This window comes from Sphingomonas sp. 1185, assembly GCF_040544655.1.
GTDB lineage: Bacteria > Pseudomonadota > Alphaproteobacteria > Sphingomonadales > Sphingomonadaceae > Sphingomonas.
The window spans coordinates 117,742-135,385 of sequence record NZ_JBEPKL010000003.1 but is presented as its reverse complement, the minus strand read 5'-3'; the positions used below and the strand labels follow the sequence as shown (position 1 = coordinate 135,385).

General features: G+C 65.6%; 12 protein-coding genes. 4 read left to right on the top strand and 8 right to left on the bottom strand.

Annotation, left to right across the window (positions count from 1 at the left end; all coding sequences use genetic code 11):
• Window positions 1-200 precede the first annotated feature (200 nt).
• Complete coding sequence (locus ABIC44_RS04100) at window positions 201-572, bottom strand: energy transducer TonB (RefSeq protein ID WP_354293847.1); 372 nt, start codon at window positions 570-572, stop codon at window positions 201-203.
• Window positions 573-618: 46 nt separating this feature from the next.
• Here ABIC44_RS04100 and ABIC44_RS04095 point away from each other — a divergent pair, with 46 nt between their 5' ends.
• Window positions 619-921 (top strand): hypothetical protein, encoded by a 303-nt coding sequence (locus tag ABIC44_RS04095; RefSeq protein ID WP_354293846.1) that lies wholly within the window; start codon window positions 619-621, stop codon window positions 919-921.
• Window positions 922-942: 21 nt separating this feature from the next.
• Here ABIC44_RS04095 and ABIC44_RS04090 read toward each other — a convergent pair whose 3' ends face one another.
• The 6 genes from ABIC44_RS04090 to ABIC44_RS04065 form a co-directional block, all read right to left on the bottom strand.
• Window positions 943-2,415, bottom strand: coding sequence for a surface lipoprotein assembly modifier (locus ABIC44_RS04090; protein ID WP_354293845.1), 1,473 nt, complete (start codon window positions 2,413-2,415; stop codon window positions 943-945).
• Between the two features lie 58 nt (window positions 2,416-2,473).
• Window positions 2,474-3,244: a Slam-dependent surface lipoprotein gene (locus ABIC44_RS04085; RefSeq protein WP_354293844.1), complete on the bottom strand. Its 771-nt coding sequence runs from the start codon at window positions 3,242-3,244 to the stop codon at window positions 2,474-2,476.
• Window positions 3,245-3,357: 113 nt separating this feature from the next.
• The gene (locus tag ABIC44_RS04080) at window positions 3,358-6,441 is read right to left on the bottom strand and encodes a TonB-dependent receptor (RefSeq protein ID WP_354293843.1); all 3,084 of its coding nucleotides are present in this window, start codon (window positions 6,439-6,441) and stop codon (window positions 3,358-3,360) included.
• 99 nt (window positions 6,442-6,540) lie between these two features.
• Window positions 6,541-7,536: a FecR family protein gene (locus ABIC44_RS04075; protein ID WP_354293841.1), complete on the bottom strand. Its 996-nt coding sequence runs from the start codon at window positions 7,534-7,536 to the stop codon at window positions 6,541-6,543.
• Between the two features lie 17 nt (window positions 7,537-7,553).
• Entirely contained in the window at window positions 7,554-8,069 is a 516-nt protein-coding gene (locus ABIC44_RS04070; protein WP_354293840.1) for an RNA polymerase sigma factor, read from the bottom strand.
• Between the two features lie 242 nt (window positions 8,070-8,311).
• Entirely contained in the window at window positions 8,312-8,893 is a 582-nt protein-coding gene (locus ABIC44_RS04065) for an FKBP-type peptidyl-prolyl cis-trans isomerase (RefSeq protein WP_354293838.1), read from the bottom strand.
• Between the two features lie 156 nt (window positions 8,894-9,049).
• Here ABIC44_RS04065 and ABIC44_RS04060 point away from each other — a divergent pair, with 156 nt between their 5' ends.
• The 3 genes from ABIC44_RS04060 (at window position 9,050) to ABIC44_RS04050 (ending at window position 15,150) form a co-directional block, all read left to right on the top strand.
• Window positions 9,050-11,593, top strand: coding sequence for a TonB-dependent receptor (locus ABIC44_RS04060; RefSeq protein WP_354293837.1), 2,544 nt, complete (start codon window positions 9,050-9,052; stop codon window positions 11,591-11,593).
• Between the two features lie 120 nt (window positions 11,594-11,713).
• The gene (locus ABIC44_RS04055; RefSeq protein ID WP_354293835.1) at window positions 11,714-12,832 is read left to right on the top strand and encodes an esterase-like activity of phytase family protein; all 1,119 of its coding nucleotides are present in this window, start codon (window positions 11,714-11,716) and stop codon (window positions 12,830-12,832) included.
• Window positions 12,833-13,020: 188 nt separating this feature from the next.
• The gene (locus ABIC44_RS04050) at window positions 13,021-15,150 is read left to right on the top strand and encodes a TonB-dependent receptor (RefSeq protein ID WP_354293833.1); all 2,130 of its coding nucleotides are present in this window, start codon (window positions 13,021-13,023) and stop codon (window positions 15,148-15,150) included.
• Window positions 15,151-15,275: 125 nt separating this feature from the next.
• Here the strand turns inward: ABIC44_RS04050 and ABIC44_RS04045 are convergent, their stop codons facing one another.
• Window positions 15,276-17,459: a catalase gene (locus tag ABIC44_RS04045; protein WP_354293831.1), complete on the bottom strand. Its 2,184-nt coding sequence runs from the start codon at window positions 17,457-17,459 to the stop codon at window positions 15,276-15,278.
• Between the last annotated feature and the right edge of the window lie 185 nt (window positions 17,460-17,644).

The following is a 17,644-nucleotide window of genomic DNA, read 5'->3' as shown; positions in this document are numbered from 1 at the left end:
TGACAGCGGTTCGAGGTCATGGACGGCTCCTCACCGGGCGCAACGCGGCGCCACAAGTCAAAGCCTATCAAATCGATAGGATTTGCGAGAAAAGCATATATTGCCGGGCGGCTAGGCGAGCTATCCGGGTCCATGAAACAGGTTATGACGATCGCGACGGCCCCGGATCCTCCGTCGACCGGTGGAAACGGCAGGAAGGCTCAGCGCCGAAGCGCGAAATCGATCGGGACTTCGACGGTCACGGGATCGCCGGGAATGCCATCCTCGACGGGCGGTACGGGGGAGGCGCGGCGGGCCGTCGCGCACGCTTCCTGATCGAGGAGCGGAAAGCCGCTGCCGTGGATCAGCTCGACCGCCGTCACCTCACCGGAACGGCGCAGGGTGATGGCGATGCGCGCGACGCCCTGCTGCCGCGCCGCCTCGGCCTGGCGGGGATAGTGTCGGTAGCGCTTGAGATGGCCGAGGAGCCTGGCGCGCCAGTCGGCGGCGGCGCTGGCCGATGACGTCGGGCTGGCGGGTGTGGCCGGGGCGGATGCCGGGGGCATGGCGGGGCCTGCGACCGGAGCCGCCATGCCCGTTGCTTGAGGCGGGAAAGCGGGGGCAGGCGGCGAGGCGGGCATGGCGCGGACAGGAGATATTGGGGCTGGGGAGATCGGGGCGGTCGGCGTCGGCGCGCTCGTGTCGGTCGTCGCGGGCGGTGGCGTGGCCTTTGACGGTGACCGGGGCGGGGAGGTGGAGGTGCTGGGCTCCACGACCGGCGCGAGCGGAATGGACTGGGCCAGGGACACCGCCGTCTGTCCGGCATCGACCGAGGGGATGGGCGGTGCGATCCACCGAATGCTGAACAGCAGCGCGCCGACCATCATGCCGACCAAGAGCGTCGCCGTGCCGAATGCCCGTGCCTGGACGGGCTGGCGGTAGCCGCTTCGGTCTCGTCCGCCGCTAAAAGCCATGTTCCAGCCTGATGCTCGCGGCGGTGCGGCGGAAGGAATAGAGCCAGTCGACATTGCTCGTCACCCGGTTGTGCTGAAGGAGGATATTCGGGGTCAACCCGGCGAGGCGCAGCCTGGGCAGGCGCAGCACGGCGGTCAGGTTCGTCTCGCGGTCATGACGCACCGCGCCCAGCAGATCGCTATAGCCCCGATGATCCCGCTGGCGGACGGAGCCGATCAGCGTCAGGTCCGCCCAATCCGAAAAGCCATGCGCCACGCCCATCCGCGCACCGACATGGCGATAGGCATTGGCGCGGGCGGCGGCCCGCTTGTCGCCGCCTTCCACCCCGCCGAACAGCGTCCATCCGCCCCGAAGCGACAGCCAGAAGGTGGCATTGGCCTCGGTCAAGGCGCCATCCAGATCGTCATGGCCACCGCGGTAATCGAACTGCCGCCGCGCCAGCTCGACACGGATCGCGGTGCTGGGCGACGGACTGACCATCGCCTCGGCGCGAAGGCCCGGCGCGGCGAAGAGCAGGCGATGGCCGAACCCCGCGAGGTCGAAGGTCGGCGACAGGGTCAGGCTATATCGCGCGGTCTGATGGTCATAGCCGATCTGGGCGCTCAGCGTCGCCTGGTCATAGGTGCCATGGCCCGGCCAGATGTCGCCATAGAGAAAGGCGCGGGCGAGCAGCCCACCATGTCCGCCAAGCGGTATCCGGCGGCTGGCATTGCCCTCGACATTGACGCCGACCGAGGCGATGGCCGGTGGCAGGGTCCGGTCGATCAGGCAGCGGCCGTCCTGGCCGATCAGCAGGCAGGTCTGGCTGGCCGAGGTCTGGTTCAGGTTGCTGCTGTAACCCGGCCCCAGCGCGATCATGCCCTGCCAGCCGCGTCGGCGGTCCAGCACCGAGAGAAAGGTGTCGACCGAGCGGCGGACTCCGGCGGCCCGCTCGCCCTGATCGGCGAGATCGGCCCGAATGTCGCGGAACAGCGTGCGGGCCTCGCGGTCCTTGCGGTTCTCGAACAGGACGCGACCGAGTTCGAGCCGACCGGGCATAAAGTCGGGCTGGATTGCCAGCAGCGTGCGATAGGCCCGTTCGGCCTCGCCCAGCCGCCCCTCGCTGCGCGCCAGTCCGCCCCGTGCCCAGGCGACGAGCATCGGATCGGGATTGGCGAGCGCCAGATAGGCGGGCAGGAAGCGCCGCACATCGGACCATTGCCTGCGCGCGACCGACAGGTACAGCGCGCGGCCGAGATCGTCGGGATTGTTGGCGACGCTGTAGGTCTGACCATCGATGGTGATGCTGGTCGGCCGATTGCTCGCGTCGATGGCCGCGCGTTCGCGGGCCGTGGGGCGGCGGTCGATGCCGGGGTCGAGGCGAAGGCGATCGTCTTCGCTGCGCGCGGTCTGGGCATGGACGGCGCCCGACGACAGGAACGCCGACAGCGAGAGAAACCCGAGAAGGAGGATATGGCGCATAAGGGCTTGGCGAAGCCGGGGCTCCCGCAAGGGAGAGACAGGAACCCCGACCCTTGCGTCAGTTCTTCGTGCCGCCGAAGGCGGTGTCATGCTGGCGCGCGCCGTCGAACTTGACGGTCCCGGCCAGTGCCGCCGCATCGGCGCCGAAGAAGCGACCGCTCACCGCGCCGCCCGACGCAACCGTTGTCCCCGACTGGGTCGCCACGCCTCCATTGCCGGAGAAGCTGGCCCCGATGATCCGCGCCGTGCCGATATCGACCCCCGCGCCGGTCGACGCGTTGGACAGGCTGCCGCGCAGCGTACCCGACGTGCCCGAGCCGAAATTGGCGGTCAGGGTGCCGGTCAGCGCGCCCTTGTTGCCATAGTCGCTGATCCCCTTGACCGTATAGGTTGCGGTGCCGCTGGTCGGGACGGTCGTGCCGCTGGTGTTGCCGACATAATAGACGGTGTGATCCCCCGCCGAGGCATTGCCCGTCTGCGACCATTCGCCGAACCACAGGTCCGCCGAACCGACCCGCGCGAAGCGGAAGTCGCCATAGCTGCTATGATCCTGGGTGCTGCTCGTCGCCATGTTCAGATGACGCACCCCGTTCAGATCGGGCAGGGCATAGAGGCTGAGTCCCTGAAAATCGACGCGCCGTCCATTGGTACTCGGCACGCCGATCCCGGCCCGGCCCGCGACATGGGGGCCGCCGTTCACATCGCTGACACCCACGGTCACCTTATTGATATCGCTCGATCCTCCGGCGAACTGCGCCTGCGCCGCGCCGCTGGCCAGGACGGTGGCGAGGCCAGCAAGAAGGATGGTCTTCATCTGGATGGAGGTCATGCTATTGCTCCTGCGGTTGTGTGCGCCCGATCGCTTCGGGCGCATCGATCCGGCCCCGCCGCTCGTCCGGCTTTCAGGAAGGACGAGGGCGGCGGGGTCGAATGGCGGGATCGTCAGAAGCGGCCCGTCAGGCTCAACCGGACGGTGCGCCCCGGTGCGGGCATCAGCGAACGGGTCAGCGGGTCGGCATAATAACGATCGTTGAGGTTGGTCCCGACCAGCTCGGCCGAGAAACGGTTGTTCAGATTGTAGCGGACATAGGCGTCGGCGGTGACGATCGCGCCCCAGCTGAACGGCACGTTGAGCGAATAGACGTCGATCTGCTGCGCGCGCGGCAGGTTCGCGATCTTTTCGAAGAAGGGATTGTTGTAGCGGCTATAATAGGTCAGCCGCCCGCCCAGTTCGAGCCGCTTGTCGAAAAAGCGCCCTCCCATCGTCCAGTTGACCGATTGCTCCGGCGTCGCCTGGGTCAGCAGGAAACCGTCGGGAAAGCCATATTTCACGCAGTTGGGAACGCTGCCATTCTTCTTGTCGGCAAGCGCGGCGGCGCTTTCGTCGCACACCTGGTTGGTGGTCATGAAGGCCGCGCCCAGCTGCGTATAGAAGCCGCCGGTATCGATCCGCGCCTCGGCCTCGATGCCCGCGATCGTCTGTTCCTGGATGTTGCTGAATTGGAGGTTGGTGGACCGTTCGACCACGTTGGAGATATGGTTGCGATAGAAGGTCAGCTTGATGTCCGCGCGTTGATCCTCGCGGTTGAGGTGCAACAGGCTGCGCAGGTCGCGGACCAGGCCGACCTCGTATAATTTGGCGTGCTCCGGCTGAAGTTGCGCGAGCGGGTTGAACGATGCGGAGAAGCCCAGCGTGCTCTCGAACATGCTCGGGAAGCGCCACGTCTCGATATAGCGGGCATAGGCGCGGGTCTGTTCGTCGGCATAGACGGTGGCGGACAGGCTGGGGGCCCAGCGGTGATCCGATCGGCGCGGCGCGGTGATCGGAACGACCTCGACGATACTCTGCAGACGGCACGTCCCGTCATTGCCCGCGATCTGGCCGATCGCACCGTTGAGACAGGGATTGCCGTTCCGGGCATAGCGTCCCTGGGCATCGGGGCTCCAGGTCGGCCCCTGCTCCTCGAACGCGACCTCATAGGGATTGGCGAGATATTCGGGCAGCAGCTGGGCGATCAGCGCGTCGACCTCCTTGGGATCGACATCGGTCAACAGGCTGCGCCAGTAGCGTTTGGCGAAATCGGCGCCGGTGCCCTTTACGTTGAAGAACGAATTATAGCCGCGATAGGCGACCGATTGCAGGTTCGCATTGCCCTTGGCGATCTGGCTCCGCGCGAAATCGTCCACCGCCCAGTAACCGGCATAGCTGACCCCCGCGTTCAGCTTCAGGAAGCTGGCGGGGCGCCATTCGCCGTCCAGCCGGACGAGGAACTCCTCGCGCCGTCCCGCACGCGGGAATTGCCGCCATCCCTGGAAGCGCGCCGGATCATAGACGTCGCGCGACGCCAGTTTCTCATGCTGCCAATTGCCGCTCAGCGTCAGGTCGAAGGTCGAGCCCAGCCGGACCGTGTTGGCGGCGTTCAAGCCATAGCGGTTGTTGATCGCATTGGCGCGGGCATTGTCGACCAGGATCGGCTGGGCGAAGGTCGCGAAATTGGGCATGCCGCCGGAATTATAGGTGTCGCTGGTCGTGTCGGTGGCCCAGAGATTGGCCTTCAGGTCGATCCAGCGGCTCTCCGGCTGCCACTTATATTCGGCATTATAGGCGCGGGCATGCACCTTGCTGAGCGGCCATTGCGCATTGCCGGTATCGATCAGGATGCGTGACGGCATGATCTCGCCATATCGCGTCACGCTGTCGCGCAGGCTGACCAGCAGATACTGGTCGTCGGCGATGTGCCAGGTCGCCTTGAGCAGCACGGACTCCAGATCGCTGGAGGTGTTGGGCACCTCATCGCCCGGCGCGAAGCCCAGCGCCATGCGGCGGATCCGGTTGAGATTGCTGGAGGGGAGTTGCGTCTGCCGGTAATAATCCGGATCGCTCGTCCCGGAGAAATAGTTGCCCCGCTCGCGATAGGCATAGGCCCCGAACAGGTCGAGCCCCTCGATCCGCAACGCCGCCGCAACCCGCACCGCGCGGTCCCCCAGCGAGAAGAAGTGATTGTCGTCGCGGGTGCGCGGCACGATCAGCAGCGAGGGGTCGCGCAGCGCGAAGCTGGGCGAGTTTTGCGGGAAGCCGGGCACGGTGCGATAGTCGCGCCCGGTCAGCAACGTCGGCAGGCGCGGGTCGGTCGCATTGTTGCCGCCCTCCAGCCGCACGTCGAGGCCGAAGGTCCGGCCCGGACGCAGCACGTCGTCCGCGTCCAGCGTGTTGATGACGACCGTACCGCCCGTCGAGCTTCGGATATTGCCCCGATCGGTCGGGCCGCGCAGCACCTGAAGCCCGGAGATCAGGCTGGGATCGACATAGGCCCGGTTGCTCGCGCCGTTATAGCCACGCCAGACGGTCAGCGCCTGTTCGGTCCCATCGATCACGACGGGCACGCGGCCGGGCCCCTGGATACCGCGAATGCTGGGGTCGAGCGCGCCGCTGTTGCGCGCATCGCCGCTCAGGACATTGACCATGCCGCTCAGCAGGTCGGAGGTGGTGACGCCCTTATAGCGTTCGATCTCGGCCCGGTCCTTGTAACCGCTGGAGAAATCGGCGTCGAAGACCGCGTCATGGCCGCGCTCGGCCCGCGTCGCCGCGACATTGCGGGGGGCATCGTCTCCCTCGACGCGCAGGGCGTCGGTGATCACCGGGGCCTGCGTGCCGCCTGAAGACCGCACCGGGCGCCGCCGGAGCGTCAGGACTCCGTTCGACAGCTGCCAGTCGAGTTCGGTCCCGGCGAGCAGATGGTCCAGGGCCCGGGCGCGGTCCATGCGGCCCGACGCACCGCGTGACCGCAGTCCGGCGAGCAGGCCCGCATCGACGCTCAACTGCACCTGTGCCTGCTGGGCGAACAGGGCCAGCGCATCGGCCAGCGGCTGTGCGGGGATGGCAAGGCTGATTTCGTCCGGCCGACCCTGAGCCGCCAGCGGCGCGGCCATGACCCCCATCGTCGAGGCCGTCAGCATCAAGCCGATGCCCAGCCGCTTCCATCGAAAACCGATCCGTCCGCTCTTCACATAGTCCCCCATCGTCATACGGCATAAATGCTAATGCGTATTGGTCGCATTCATAAGTTGGACGTTTGGGCGGCTCGGATTTTCGGGCGGTTTCAAAATTTTTTTGGGGTTCGTCGTTCAATCGGCGTGGATGATGGTGATCCACGGCGTGATCCGGGTGATGGACAGGCCGTGAGCCTGGCGCATCGCGGCGAGGGCGCGGTCGGAATGGCGCAGATCGTAAACGCCGGTCACATGGCGCGCCATGCCGGGGCCGCGGGCGATCAGCCATCCCTTATGCCATGGCCGCAACGCCGCGATCGCCGCCGCCAGGGGGCGATCGATCATGACGAGCCTTCCCGTCGCCCAGGCTGCGACGCGGGAGGGCGGCATCTCACCCCGACGCCGGGTGCCCGATGCGCAGTCGAGGTCTTCGGTCTGGCCGGGCCGCAGGGGGAGGGGATCCTTCCAGCCCCCGGCACAGGATGCGCCGACCGCCCCTTCGCGAACGGCGATATGCGTTGTGGCGCCTTCCATGGCGACCTCGAACGCGGTTCCCAGATCCGTGGCGATGGCATCGCCCGCGACGACCCGGAAAGGATGGTCGTCATCATGGCGAACCTGAAAATAGGCGCTTCCGCGCAACAAGCGTGCATGGCGGGCGCCGTCGAACGTCATGGCGCTGCGGGGGGCCAGGATGACGCGGCTGCCGTCGGCGAGCTTCATCGTCCGGACCTCGCCGGTTCGGGTCGTCGTTGCCGCTGCCGGGATTGGCAAAAGGTCGCGGCCGAGGAAAAGGGCGGTAAGGCTAGCGGCCAGCGCGAACGGGACCAGGATGGTCCGGCCTGCGCGTCGCCATCGCCGATCGAGTACGGCGGGAACCCTCGCCACGCCGCCCGATGATGGAAGCTGCCGGATCAGGGCGCTGACATGATCGAGTTGACTCCACGCGGCATCATGCGCCGGTGTCTCTCGCCAGAGCCGAAACCGGTCGTGCAAGGGGGCATCATCCGGTCGCTCCTGCAACCGGATCATCCATTCCAGCGCCTCGCGCTGGTGACATGTCTCGCCCTCGTCCTTGCTCACAATGGCTTCAGCCTCTTCCTTCTCTCCGAGGACGAACGGAGCCGCCATTTTTTCGCCTCGGCTGACTAATTCGTCGCTGGGTGAACCGCGCGGCGACAGCGCGCCACGCCCTCGATGACGAGCGAATGGGCCGTCGTGATCGACACGCCCAGTTCGGCGGCGATCTCGCGCAAGGGCGCCCCCGACAGGCGATGCATCTCCACCGCCCGGCGCATGGGCGGGGACATCCGGCGCAGTTCGGCGGCGACGATGGCGAGTTGCTGGGCGGCGATCGCGGCCTGCTCCGCATTGGCCGCCGCGGCCGCGACCCGGTCGCTTTCACCGTCGAGATCCGGCGGCATGATCCGTTCCTGCCGTCGCCGCTGACGATAGGCATCGATCGCCAGATTTCGGACCACGCGTCGGATATAGCCCATCGGTTCGCCGACCGGCCGCTCCGGACCTCGCTGCGCCAGTTTCAGCCATGCCTCCTGCACGACATCCTCTGCGGAATCGGGGTCGCCTGTCACACGCGAGGCCTCTGCGATCAGCCGTCGCCGCTGGTCGGCGAACAGCGTGGCCAGTGGCGGCAGGACTGTCATGGCGCGGGCCATGCCGCCAGCCCGAAGGCGGCATATGCTGCCGGAGCGACGGGCATGGCAGACCGCGCCACAGACGACAGTCGCTCGATCCTTCGCATGCCCGTCGCTCCCGCCAGCCCTGGCCCGGAACCTTCGGTGCCGTATCTGGCTGTCCGAGCCCGTTGCCAAATTAGCTAATGCGAGTCAATCGCATATGATGGCGTCGGCTGCCGGGAGCGCGCAGGCTCCTCCATATGTCGCGCTCAGGGTTGGGGCGTCGCGGGCTTCTCGGGAGCCGCCGCAGCACGGCGGAGTTCGGCGATCTCGGCGGCGGTCTTGAAGTCCAGCATTTCGACCTGGAAGACCAGATCCGCATTGGCCGGGATAGGGCCGGAGGCCTGCGCGCCATAACCCAGGGCGGCCGGAATGCAGAGGCGCAGGATGCCACCCCGACCGACCATTTGCAGCCCTTGCGAGAAGCCGGGAATGACTTCGCCCACCGGCATGACCGACTGCATCGCCTGGTCGAACACCACGCCCGTCGCGGCCAGATAGCCGACATAGTTGACCAGCGCGGTCGCGTCCGCACCCGGCATCGCGCCCGTGCCGGGACGCAACACCGTATAGCCCAGCCCGGACGGCGTCCGCGAGGTGCAGGCACGCTGGGCGGGCGGCACGATGGGGTTCAGCGGAAGGGGGATGATGCCGCCATTGGCCGCCGCCGAGGGCGAGGAAGGCCGCGCCTTCACGCCCTGCGCGGTCGCGCCCGCGGAGAACGGCACCGTCAGGGCGGGAAGGGCGATCGCGATGGCGAAGCGGCGCAGCGCACGGCGGGAAATGGTCATGGCGCATGCCCTAGTCGCGCTTTGGCCGACAGATCAAGCGGCTGGGCCACGCCGCGCCGCTACTGCATTTATCATCATTACACATGAACATTGTCACACTAATGAAAAGCCTCGGTCATAGGGCGGCCTTCTTCCAAATCTCCCGTGGAGGAATATGTGATCAAGAACTGGACCGGCCTTGCCGGTATCGGTGGCGTGTGCCTGTGCGCCATGCTTCCGCAAATGGTGTTTGCCCAGACGGCGGGCACGATCGCCGCCGAAGACAAGGCGGAGCAGGATGTCGTCGTGGTGGGCGAACGCGCCCGCAAGCCGGTGGTGATGGACCTGCCCAATTCGCCCAAGGCGCGCGCGATCGTCACGCAGGACTATATCGAGCATACCGTCCCCGGTCAGTCGATCTTCAATGCGATCAATCTCGTGCCCGGCGTCAATTACAATGCGGGCGATCCCTATGGCGGCAATGGCGGCGGCATCCGCATCCGCGGCTTCGATGCCAGTCGCATCGCTTTCACCTTCGATGGCCTGCCGCTGAACGACGCGGGCAATTATGCGATCTATTCCAGCCAGCAAATCGATCCCGAGCTGGTGCAATCGGTCAACGTGAATTTCGGGTCGACCGACGTCGACTCGCCGACCGCCAGCGCGGCGGGCGGTACGGTCAATTATCGCACCATCGTCCCGACCGAGACGCTGAGCGCGACGGCGGTCTATTCGCATGGCGGCGGCAACATGAACCGTGTCTTCGGGCTGCTCAACACCGGCGACCTGACCGCCAGCGGTACCCGTGCCTGGTTCTCCGCCAGCAGCCAGAGCTATGACCTCTACCGCTATTCCAAGGTGCACAAGGCCCAGTATAACGCCCGGATCTACCAGCCGCTGGGCGGCAAGGATTTCGTGTCGCTGGCGGGCTTTTTCTACCAGCATCGCAATTTCGGATATGGCACGCCGTCGCTCGCCAATCTCAACAACGTGCTGGACAATCCCTATGGATCGACGTCGAACGGCCCGGTTCGCGTCGATCTGACGCGGGCGCAATTCGACAAGTTGTTCGCCGACCAGACCAACAGCTATCTGAACAGCACCACCTGCGCGCTGCCGTCCCAGATGCAGGCGGCGAAGGGCACGGTCCAGGATGACCGGGCGAGTTGCACCAACACCCGTCAAACGGGTCTGAACCCCGTCGATACGGGCAACCTCCGCTTCAACAGCCTGCTCACCCTGTCCGATCGGCTGACCTTCTCGATGGACGGCGGCTATGCCTTTACCCGCGCCAATGGCGGCGGCTCGATCGTGTTCGCCGAGAGCGACGCCAATGCCGGGCAGAAGGGGGCCAATGGCAACCAATATGGCCGCGTGGGCGGCGGCGTCGCCTCGGGGCGGGACCTGAACGGCGACGGCGACATGCTCGACTATGTCCGCGCCTATTATCCGTCGAACACCCAGACCCATCGCCTGATCGCGATTGCCGGGCTTCGCTACGATATCGATCCGAGCAACCTGTTGCGCCTAGCTTATACCTGGGATCGGGCGCGGACGACGCAGACGGGCGAGGCAAGCTATCTGCGGTCGGATGGCACGCCGTGGCTGCCGTTCGGCACCAGCGATGCGAGCAATCCCCATGCCATGCTGGATGCGGCGGGCCATGTGCTCAACAAGCGCAACCGCCTGACCTATTCGATACTGCATCAGCTGTCGGGCGAATATCGCGGCAAGCCGTTCGACGATTCGCTGTCCTTCACCCTGGGCCTTCGCGCGGCGCTGTTCCGGCGCAACATGAACAATGCCTGCTACACCATTCCGGGCAGCGGCAGCGAAGCCTATTGCACCTCGCAGACCCAGGCGCAGGTCCAGGCGGACAGCCGGACCAAAGGCTTCGCGCCGCCCTATACGGGGCGGATCAAGGAATATCGCGCGCTGCTGCCCAATATCGGCCTGACCTGGCAGATGACACCGGCGGTCAGCCTGTTCACCAGCTACACCAAGGGCTTTTCGGCACCCAGCACCGATGTCTATGCCTATGACGACAAGGTCATCCGGCTGGGCGGGGACGAGGTGAAGCCCGAACGCACCGATTCCTATGATCTGGGCCTTCGCTATACGATGGGCATCGCCCAGGCCCAGCTGGGCGGCTGGTACATCCGGTACGATAATCGCATCGTCAACGTGACCACGCCGGTCGAGGGCGGCGGCACGATCAGCGCCAGCCGCAATGTCGGCGGGGTCGACAGCAAGGGTATCGATGCCTCGCTTTCGGTCAGTCCGGCGCGCTGGCTGTCCCTTTATGGCTTTGCCTCCTACATGACCGCCAAGCTGAAGGACGATGTCATCAACGCCGCCACGGGGCAGGTGGCGATCGCGACCAAGGGCAAGTCGCTGGTCGATACGCCGAACTGGCAATATGGCGGCCGTGCGCAGGTCAATCTGCCCTTCGGCGTGGTCGGGCTGTCCGCCAAGCATGTCGGCGACCGCTTCGTGACCGATGTCAACGACGTGAAGGTGACGGGCTATACGCTGGTCGATCTCGACGCGCAGATCGGGATGGAGTGGATCGGCCTGAAGAAAACCTATCTCCAGTTCAACATCGTCAACCTTCTCGACAAGGCCTATTTCTCGAACCTGGGAACGGTGGCCAGCAAGGGCGGCTATTTCAACTTCGGAAATCCGCGCACGGTGATCGCCAGCGTGCATTTCGAGTTCTGACGACGGATCGCGGCGGCGGCTGTGCCGCTCGCCGTCGCGAAGGGACAAGGAGGGGCCGGGCACGGTGGAGGAACACCATCGCGCCCGGCCATCGATTTCGAGACGAAGGCAAAGGTCATCATGCGCAAGGTGATGCGGAATATCGGGGCGATATTGGCGATCGGGCTGGGTGCCACGGCGTCCATGGCCGGAAAGGACGGAACCCCGACACTGGCGCTGATCGGTGCGACCGCCATCCCCCATGGCACCCGCTTTCAAGGCCTGCCGATCGGCGGATTGTCGGGGCTCGACCGGCTGCCGGGTGGCGATTATCTCGCCATTTCGGACGACAAGGGGGATGGACGGCCGCCGCGCTATTACCGGCTGGCGATCGCGCTCGATCCCGCCCATCACCGGATGCACGTGCGGATAGAGGCGCAGCAGGTGCTGCGCGATGCCCAGGGCCTGCCATTCCCCACCGATCATCCGGTGGTCGATCCCGAGGCCATTCGCCATGCCGGTGGACATCATGTCTACTGGTCGTCGGAGGGGACGTGGAACGTCGACCCCGCGCGGCGGGTCCAGCCTGCCATCTATGAGGCCGATGCAACGGGACGCATCCTGCGCAGCTTCTCGCTGCCGCCCGCCTATCTCTATGCCGACAACCGGAGCCGGGGCGCGGCATCCAATGGGGTGATCGAGGGGCTGGCGGTCGGGCCGCGCGGGACGGTCTATGCCATCAACGAGGTTCCCGCCTATGAAGACCTTGCCGTCGATGACGGACCCGGCCAGGCCACGCGGCACCGGCTGACCAGCTTCGACCCCAAGAGCGGCCGGCCGCTTCACCAATATGTCTATGACGTGCCCGACGGCCAGTATAGCGTTTCCGAGCTTCTGGCGATCGACGACCGGCATTTCCTGTCGATCGAACGGGTCGTTCCTTTCGACTCGCGGACGGGCGTGAGGGCCAGGATCATAGTGTCCGGCATCACCGATCGCACGACCGACATCCTGTCCTGCCCGGCGCTGCCGTCCTGCCCCGCCGTTCCGATGACCCGCAGGGTGCTGCTCGACCTGCCGCAGCAATATCGGGGCGTGAAGATCGACAATCTGGAGGGGATGGCCTGGGGACCGAGGCTGCCGGATGGTCGGCGGACCCTGATCGTCGAGGCGGACGACAATTTCAACAAGGACCAGCTTTCGCAGTTCCTCGCCTTCGCCTGGCGGGGAAGACTGGTGACGACCCGATCGGCCATGTAATATTATTTCCTAACGCTGCGAGTGGTTTGCAGGGAGTGTGAACCGGCTGTCATCGTGCTGATATTGACTCGCATTACCCTTGAATGGAGGGGCGCCCCCGGACTTATCACGAGGGCGGAATGACAGTCGCAAAATATTCGGCAAAAATGGTGATCGGCGCGCTTGCCTTGTCGGCAAGCGTCGCAGCCATGGCCAAAGGCAATATCATGTCGGACGCGGCGCACTCCACCGCCGCCTCGCCACGCGTAAAGAAGGACGAAGGGGCGGATCGGTCGAGCACCGGCGACATCGTCGTCACCGCGTCGCGCCTCGACATGCTGGGCAAGGGGACCACCGCCAGCGAGGGGCGGATCACGGCCGACGAAGTGGCGCTGCGGCCTATCTATCGGCCCGGTCAGTTGCTGGAAACCGTCCCCGGCCTGGTGGTGACCGCGCATTCGGGCGAGGGCAAGGCATCGCAATATCTGTTGCGCGGTTTCAACCTCGATCATGGCACCGACTTCGCCAGCTTCCTCGATGGCATGCCGATCAATCGCCCGACCAATACCCATGGGCAGGGCTATGCCGATCAGAATTTCATCATGCCGATGCTGATCGGGGGGATCGACTTCACCAAGGGGCCGTATCACGCCGAGGTGGGCGACTTCGGCGCGGTCGGCTCGGCGCATATGCGGCTGGTCGATCATATCCCGACGACGCTGTCGCTCAGCGCCGGGACGCTGGGCGATTATGGCGTCTCCGGCGGGACGACGATCGCGCTGGCGCCCGGTCACCGCCTGCTGCTCGCGGGCGAATATGGCCATCTCGACGGCCCATGGACGCATCCCGACGACTTCGACAAGGTCAATCTCGCCGCCCGCTATAGCCAGGGAACGACCAATGACGGCACCAGCCTGACCGCGCTCTATTATGCCAGTAAGGGCAATCTGACCACTGACCAGCCTCGGCGCGCGGTCCGGCAAGGGTTGATCGACCCGTACGGCACGCTCGACCCGAGCGATGGCAGCCGCTCGCATCGGTTCAGCCTGTCGGGCCGGTTCGCCAAGCCGATCGGCGACGCCACGATCGACGCCAGTGCCTATTATATCCGGTCGGACATGATCCTGTGGAACGACTTCACCCATTATCTCGACGATCCGGTCAATGGCGACCAGGAAAAGCAATATGAGAACCGCGATACGGCGGGCGGCCGGATCGCCTATCGCCGCAGCGACGAATGGCTGGGTCGACCCAGCGTGACGACGATCGGGCTGCAGGCGCGCTATGACCGCGCCTATGTCGCGCGGTTCCACACGAAGGATCGCTTGCCGCTATCCTATTGCTCGGTCGAGGGGCCCAACGGGACGACGCAGGTGCCCGCAGCGGGCGGTATCTGCAATGCCGACGACGTCACGCTGCTCGATCTCGGCGGCTTTGTGGAGAACAGCACCGATTGGACGCCGTGGCTGCGCAGCACGATCGGGCTGCGCGAGGAATATTATGGCGCCACCGACACCAGCCGGACAACCCGCTTTTCGGGCCATGCGCATCAGATGCTCTTCCAGCCCAAGGGCAGCATCGCGATCCGCCCCTTCGACACCACTGAATTCTATATCAGCGCCGGACGCGGCTTCCACAGCGACGATGTGCGCGGCGTCTTTGGCACCGTGCCGCAGCAGGGGGTTCCCGGTTCGGCCGGAAGGACGCCGCTGCTGGCGCGGGCGGTCGGCTATGAATTCGGGTTGCGGACGAATGCGATCCGGCGGCTTGCGGTGCAGTTCGCGCTGTTCCGGCAGGATTTCGAATCCGAACTCGCCTATAATGCCGATGTCGGCCAGGACAGCGCCTCCGCGCCGAGCCGCCGCGTCGGGATCGAATTGTCGTCGCAATATCATCCGACGCGCTGGCTGGAGCTGAATGCCGACATCGCCTTCGCCAAGGCGCGGTATCGCGGGGATTTGAAGCCGTTCGGGCTGACCGGGCGCTTCATCGCCAACGCACCGCGCTCGACCCTGTCCTTCGGTGCGCTGGTCAAGGATCTGGGCCCCTGGTTCGGCGGCTTCCAGATCCGCAATCTCGGTCCCTATCCGCTGGTCGACGGTCCGCGCGAACCGCACGACCCCGGCTATACCGAGGCCAATCTCGATATCGGATACCATCTCGGCGCGCGGACGACGGTCCAGCTCAGCATCTTCAACATGCTGAACACCCATGCCAACGCATCGGCCTATTACTACGCCACGCGCCTGCCGGGCGAGCCGGACGACGGCATCGAAGGCTATCAGTTCCACCCGCTGGAGCCGCGATCGGCAAGGCTCAGGCTGACCGAAACCTTCTGATCGGGTGGTGCGGGACGGGACGGTCGCAAGTAGCATGTGGAGACGGCCCGCCGCGCTGGTTTCATGGCCGGGCCCCGGCAGAGGTCGGCGGGAAGGACACTCGATCCTTCCCGCCGGGGATGGCCTCAGGCCAAGGGTTGGAGCGAAGCCGCATCCAGGTCGACCGCCAGTTCGCGCGGCCAGAAGCGCAGCGCGCGGCACTGGTCGACAAAGCCCTTGGCGTCCTTCGGCTTGGCCAGCGCGACAAACCCTTCGTCCCGCTCGGTCACGCCCGCCGCGTCGAACAGCGTGGTCGCGGCCGCGCTGTGGCCGATGAACTTGCAGTGCGCGAAGGCGTCGGCGACGAAGTCCTTGGCTGTCGCATCCTTGGCGAGCATTGCGACGCCCGCCTCGGAGGGCAGCACCGCCACCGCGTCGTAAAGGAACGAGGGGCCTCCGTCGATCTTCTGCTTGGCGGCGACCTTGGTGCCGTCGTCCAGCGTCACGCCGCCGATCTTGGGCGCCACGACTTCCCACAGCGCCCCTTCGGCCTCGAGCGCGTTCGTCACCGCCGCGAACAGCGCCGCGCTGCTGCCGTCGGTCAGCAGGATGCCCATCTTGCGCCCCTTGAAGTCCTGGGGGCCGTTGGCGAGGATGCTCAGCTTGGGCGAGGAAGGCAGGTCGAGCGTCGGTTTCGCCGCCTTTGCGGGCTCCGGCAGGTCGAGGCCGAGCCCATCGGCGACCGTCGCGGCAAGCCCCTCGTCGATCAGCCGGAGGTGGGAGACGGCACGCGCCCGGATATCGACCCGTTCGACCTTGGACAGCTCGAACACCAGCGCGTCGCCGATATGCTTTTGTTCGATCGGCTGCTGGCTGATAAAGAATTGCCGTGCCTGGCTGTAATGGTCGGCGAAGGTTTCGGCGCGGATGCGCTGCTTGGTGCCCTGCACCTCGGCCGGGAAGCTGCGATAGCCGATCGTCGGATTTTCGCGCGGGCCGCCATCGGGGCCCCAGCTGTTCGGCTCGTAATTGGCGCGCCCCTTGGGATTGCGCATCGCCATATGGCCGTCCTGCTGGAAATTCATCACCGGACAGCGCGGCGCATTGACCGGGATATGGGTGAAGTTCGGCCCGCCCAACCGCTTCAGCTGCGTATCGAGATAGGAAAAATTGCGGCCGTGCAGCAGCGGGTCATCGGAGAAGTCGATGCCGGGCACGACATTCTGCGTGCAGAAGGCGACCTGTTCGGTATTGGCGAAGAAATTGTCGACATTGCGGTTGAGCGTCAACGTCCCGATGATGCGGACGGGAATGTCCTCCTCGGCGATCAGCTTGGTCGAATCGAGATGGTCGAAGGGCAGGCGGTCGGCCGTTTCCTGGTCGAACAGCTGGACGCCCAGATCCCATTGCGGAAAGTCGCCCGCCTCGATCGCCTGCCACAGGTCGCGGCGATGGAAGTCGGGATCGGCGCCGTTGATCTTGACCGCCTCGTTCCACAGCACCGATTGCAGGCCCTGGCGCGGTTTCCAGTGGAATTTGACGAAGGTCGACTTGCCTTCGGCATTGACCAGCCGGAAGCTGTGGACGCCGAAGCCCTCCATCGTGCGGAACGAGCGTGGGATCGTCCGGTCGGACATCTGCCACATCACCATGTGCCACGCCTCGGGGCTCAGGCTGGCGAAGTCCCAGTAGTTGTCATGCGCGGACTGGGCCTGCGGAAAGGCGCGGTCGGGCTCCTGCTTGACGGCGTGGACGAGGTCGGGAAACTTGATCGGGTCCTGGATGAAGAAGACCGGGATATTGTTGCCGACAATGTCCCAATTGCCCTGCTTCGTATAGAATTTGACGGCAAAGCCCCGGACGTCGCGCGCCAGGTCCATCGAACCCTTGTTGCCCGCGACGGTTGAGAAGCGGACGAAGACCTCCGTCTGCTGGCCAACCTCGCTCAGTATGTCGGCGCGGGTATAATCGGCCAGGCTGTCGGTCAGCTCGAAGACGCCGTGCGCGCCATATCCACGGGCATGGACCACCCGTTCGGGAATGCGTTCATGGTCGAAGTGGAAGATCTTTTCGCGCAGGATGAAGTCTTCGAGCAGCGTGGGCCCGCGCTCCCCGGCGCGCAGGCTGTTCTGGTTGTCGGCGACGGGAACGCCCTGCTGCGTGGTCAGCGCCCGGGCCGTGTCGTCGGTGGCCTGGTGCGTCTCTCCGCCATGACCCTGGGGCTCGGCATAATGGGTCGGCATATCCGCCCCGGCGGGAAGGGAGGGCGCCTGGGCGGGCGATACGCCCTTCGCCTTGCCGCTGCCCTGCTTGCTCTTCGAACTGGCCATGATGGTGTCTTTCATCGTTGAGGGGACGTGCCCGTCCAACGCACGGGTCGGCCAATCGCCCTCCAACTAAATGATTGATACTTATCAAGGTGTTTTCCGCCGCCTTGGGGTAGACGCATGCCAGTGATCGGGATCAGCCCTCCGTTCCCGGTCGTGCGGGGACTCGGTGAGTTTCGACGGCCGGA

What these genes read in the sequence shown, in the direction of transcription:
- ABIC44_RS04100 (WP_354293847.1), bottom strand. Translation starts at nt 572, where the DNA reads ATGGCGGCTCCGGTCGCAGGCCCCGCCATGCCCCCGGCATCCGCCCCG.
- ABIC44_RS04095 (WP_354293846.1), top strand. Translation starts at nt 619, where the DNA reads ATGGCGCGGACAGGAGATATTGGGGCTGGGGAGATCGGGGCGGTCGGC.
- ABIC44_RS04090 (WP_354293845.1), bottom strand. Translation starts at nt 2,415, where the DNA reads ATGCGCCATATCCTCCTTCTCGGGTTTCTCTCGCTGTCGGCGTTCCTG.
- ABIC44_RS04085 (WP_354293844.1), bottom strand. Translation starts at nt 3,244, where the DNA reads ATGACCTCCATCCAGATGAAGACCATCCTTCTTGCTGGCCTCGCCACC.
- ABIC44_RS04080 (WP_354293843.1), bottom strand. Translation starts at nt 6,441, where the DNA reads ATGACGATGGGGGACTATGTGAAGAGCGGACGGATCGGTTTTCGATGG.
- ABIC44_RS04075 (WP_354293841.1), bottom strand. Translation starts at nt 7,536, where the DNA reads ATGGCGGCTCCGTTCGTCCTCGGAGAGAAGGAAGAGGCTGAAGCCATT.
- ABIC44_RS04070 (WP_354293840.1), bottom strand. Translation starts at nt 8,069, where the DNA reads ATGACAGTCCTGCCGCCACTGGCCACGCTGTTCGCCGACCAGCGGCGA.
- ABIC44_RS04065 (WP_354293838.1), bottom strand. Translation starts at nt 8,893, where the DNA reads ATGACCATTTCCCGCCGTGCGCTGCGCCGCTTCGCCATCGCGATCGCC.
- ABIC44_RS04055 (WP_354293835.1), top strand. Translation starts at nt 11,714, where the DNA reads ATGCGCAAGGTGATGCGGAATATCGGGGCGATATTGGCGATCGGGCTG.
- ABIC44_RS04050 (WP_354293833.1), top strand. Translation starts at nt 13,021, where the DNA reads ATGGCCAAAGGCAATATCATGTCGGACGCGGCGCACTCCACCGCCGCC.
- ABIC44_RS04045 (WP_354293831.1), bottom strand. Translation starts at nt 17,459, where the DNA reads ATGGCCAGTTCGAAGAGCAAGCAGGGCAGCGGCAAGGCGAAGGGCGTA.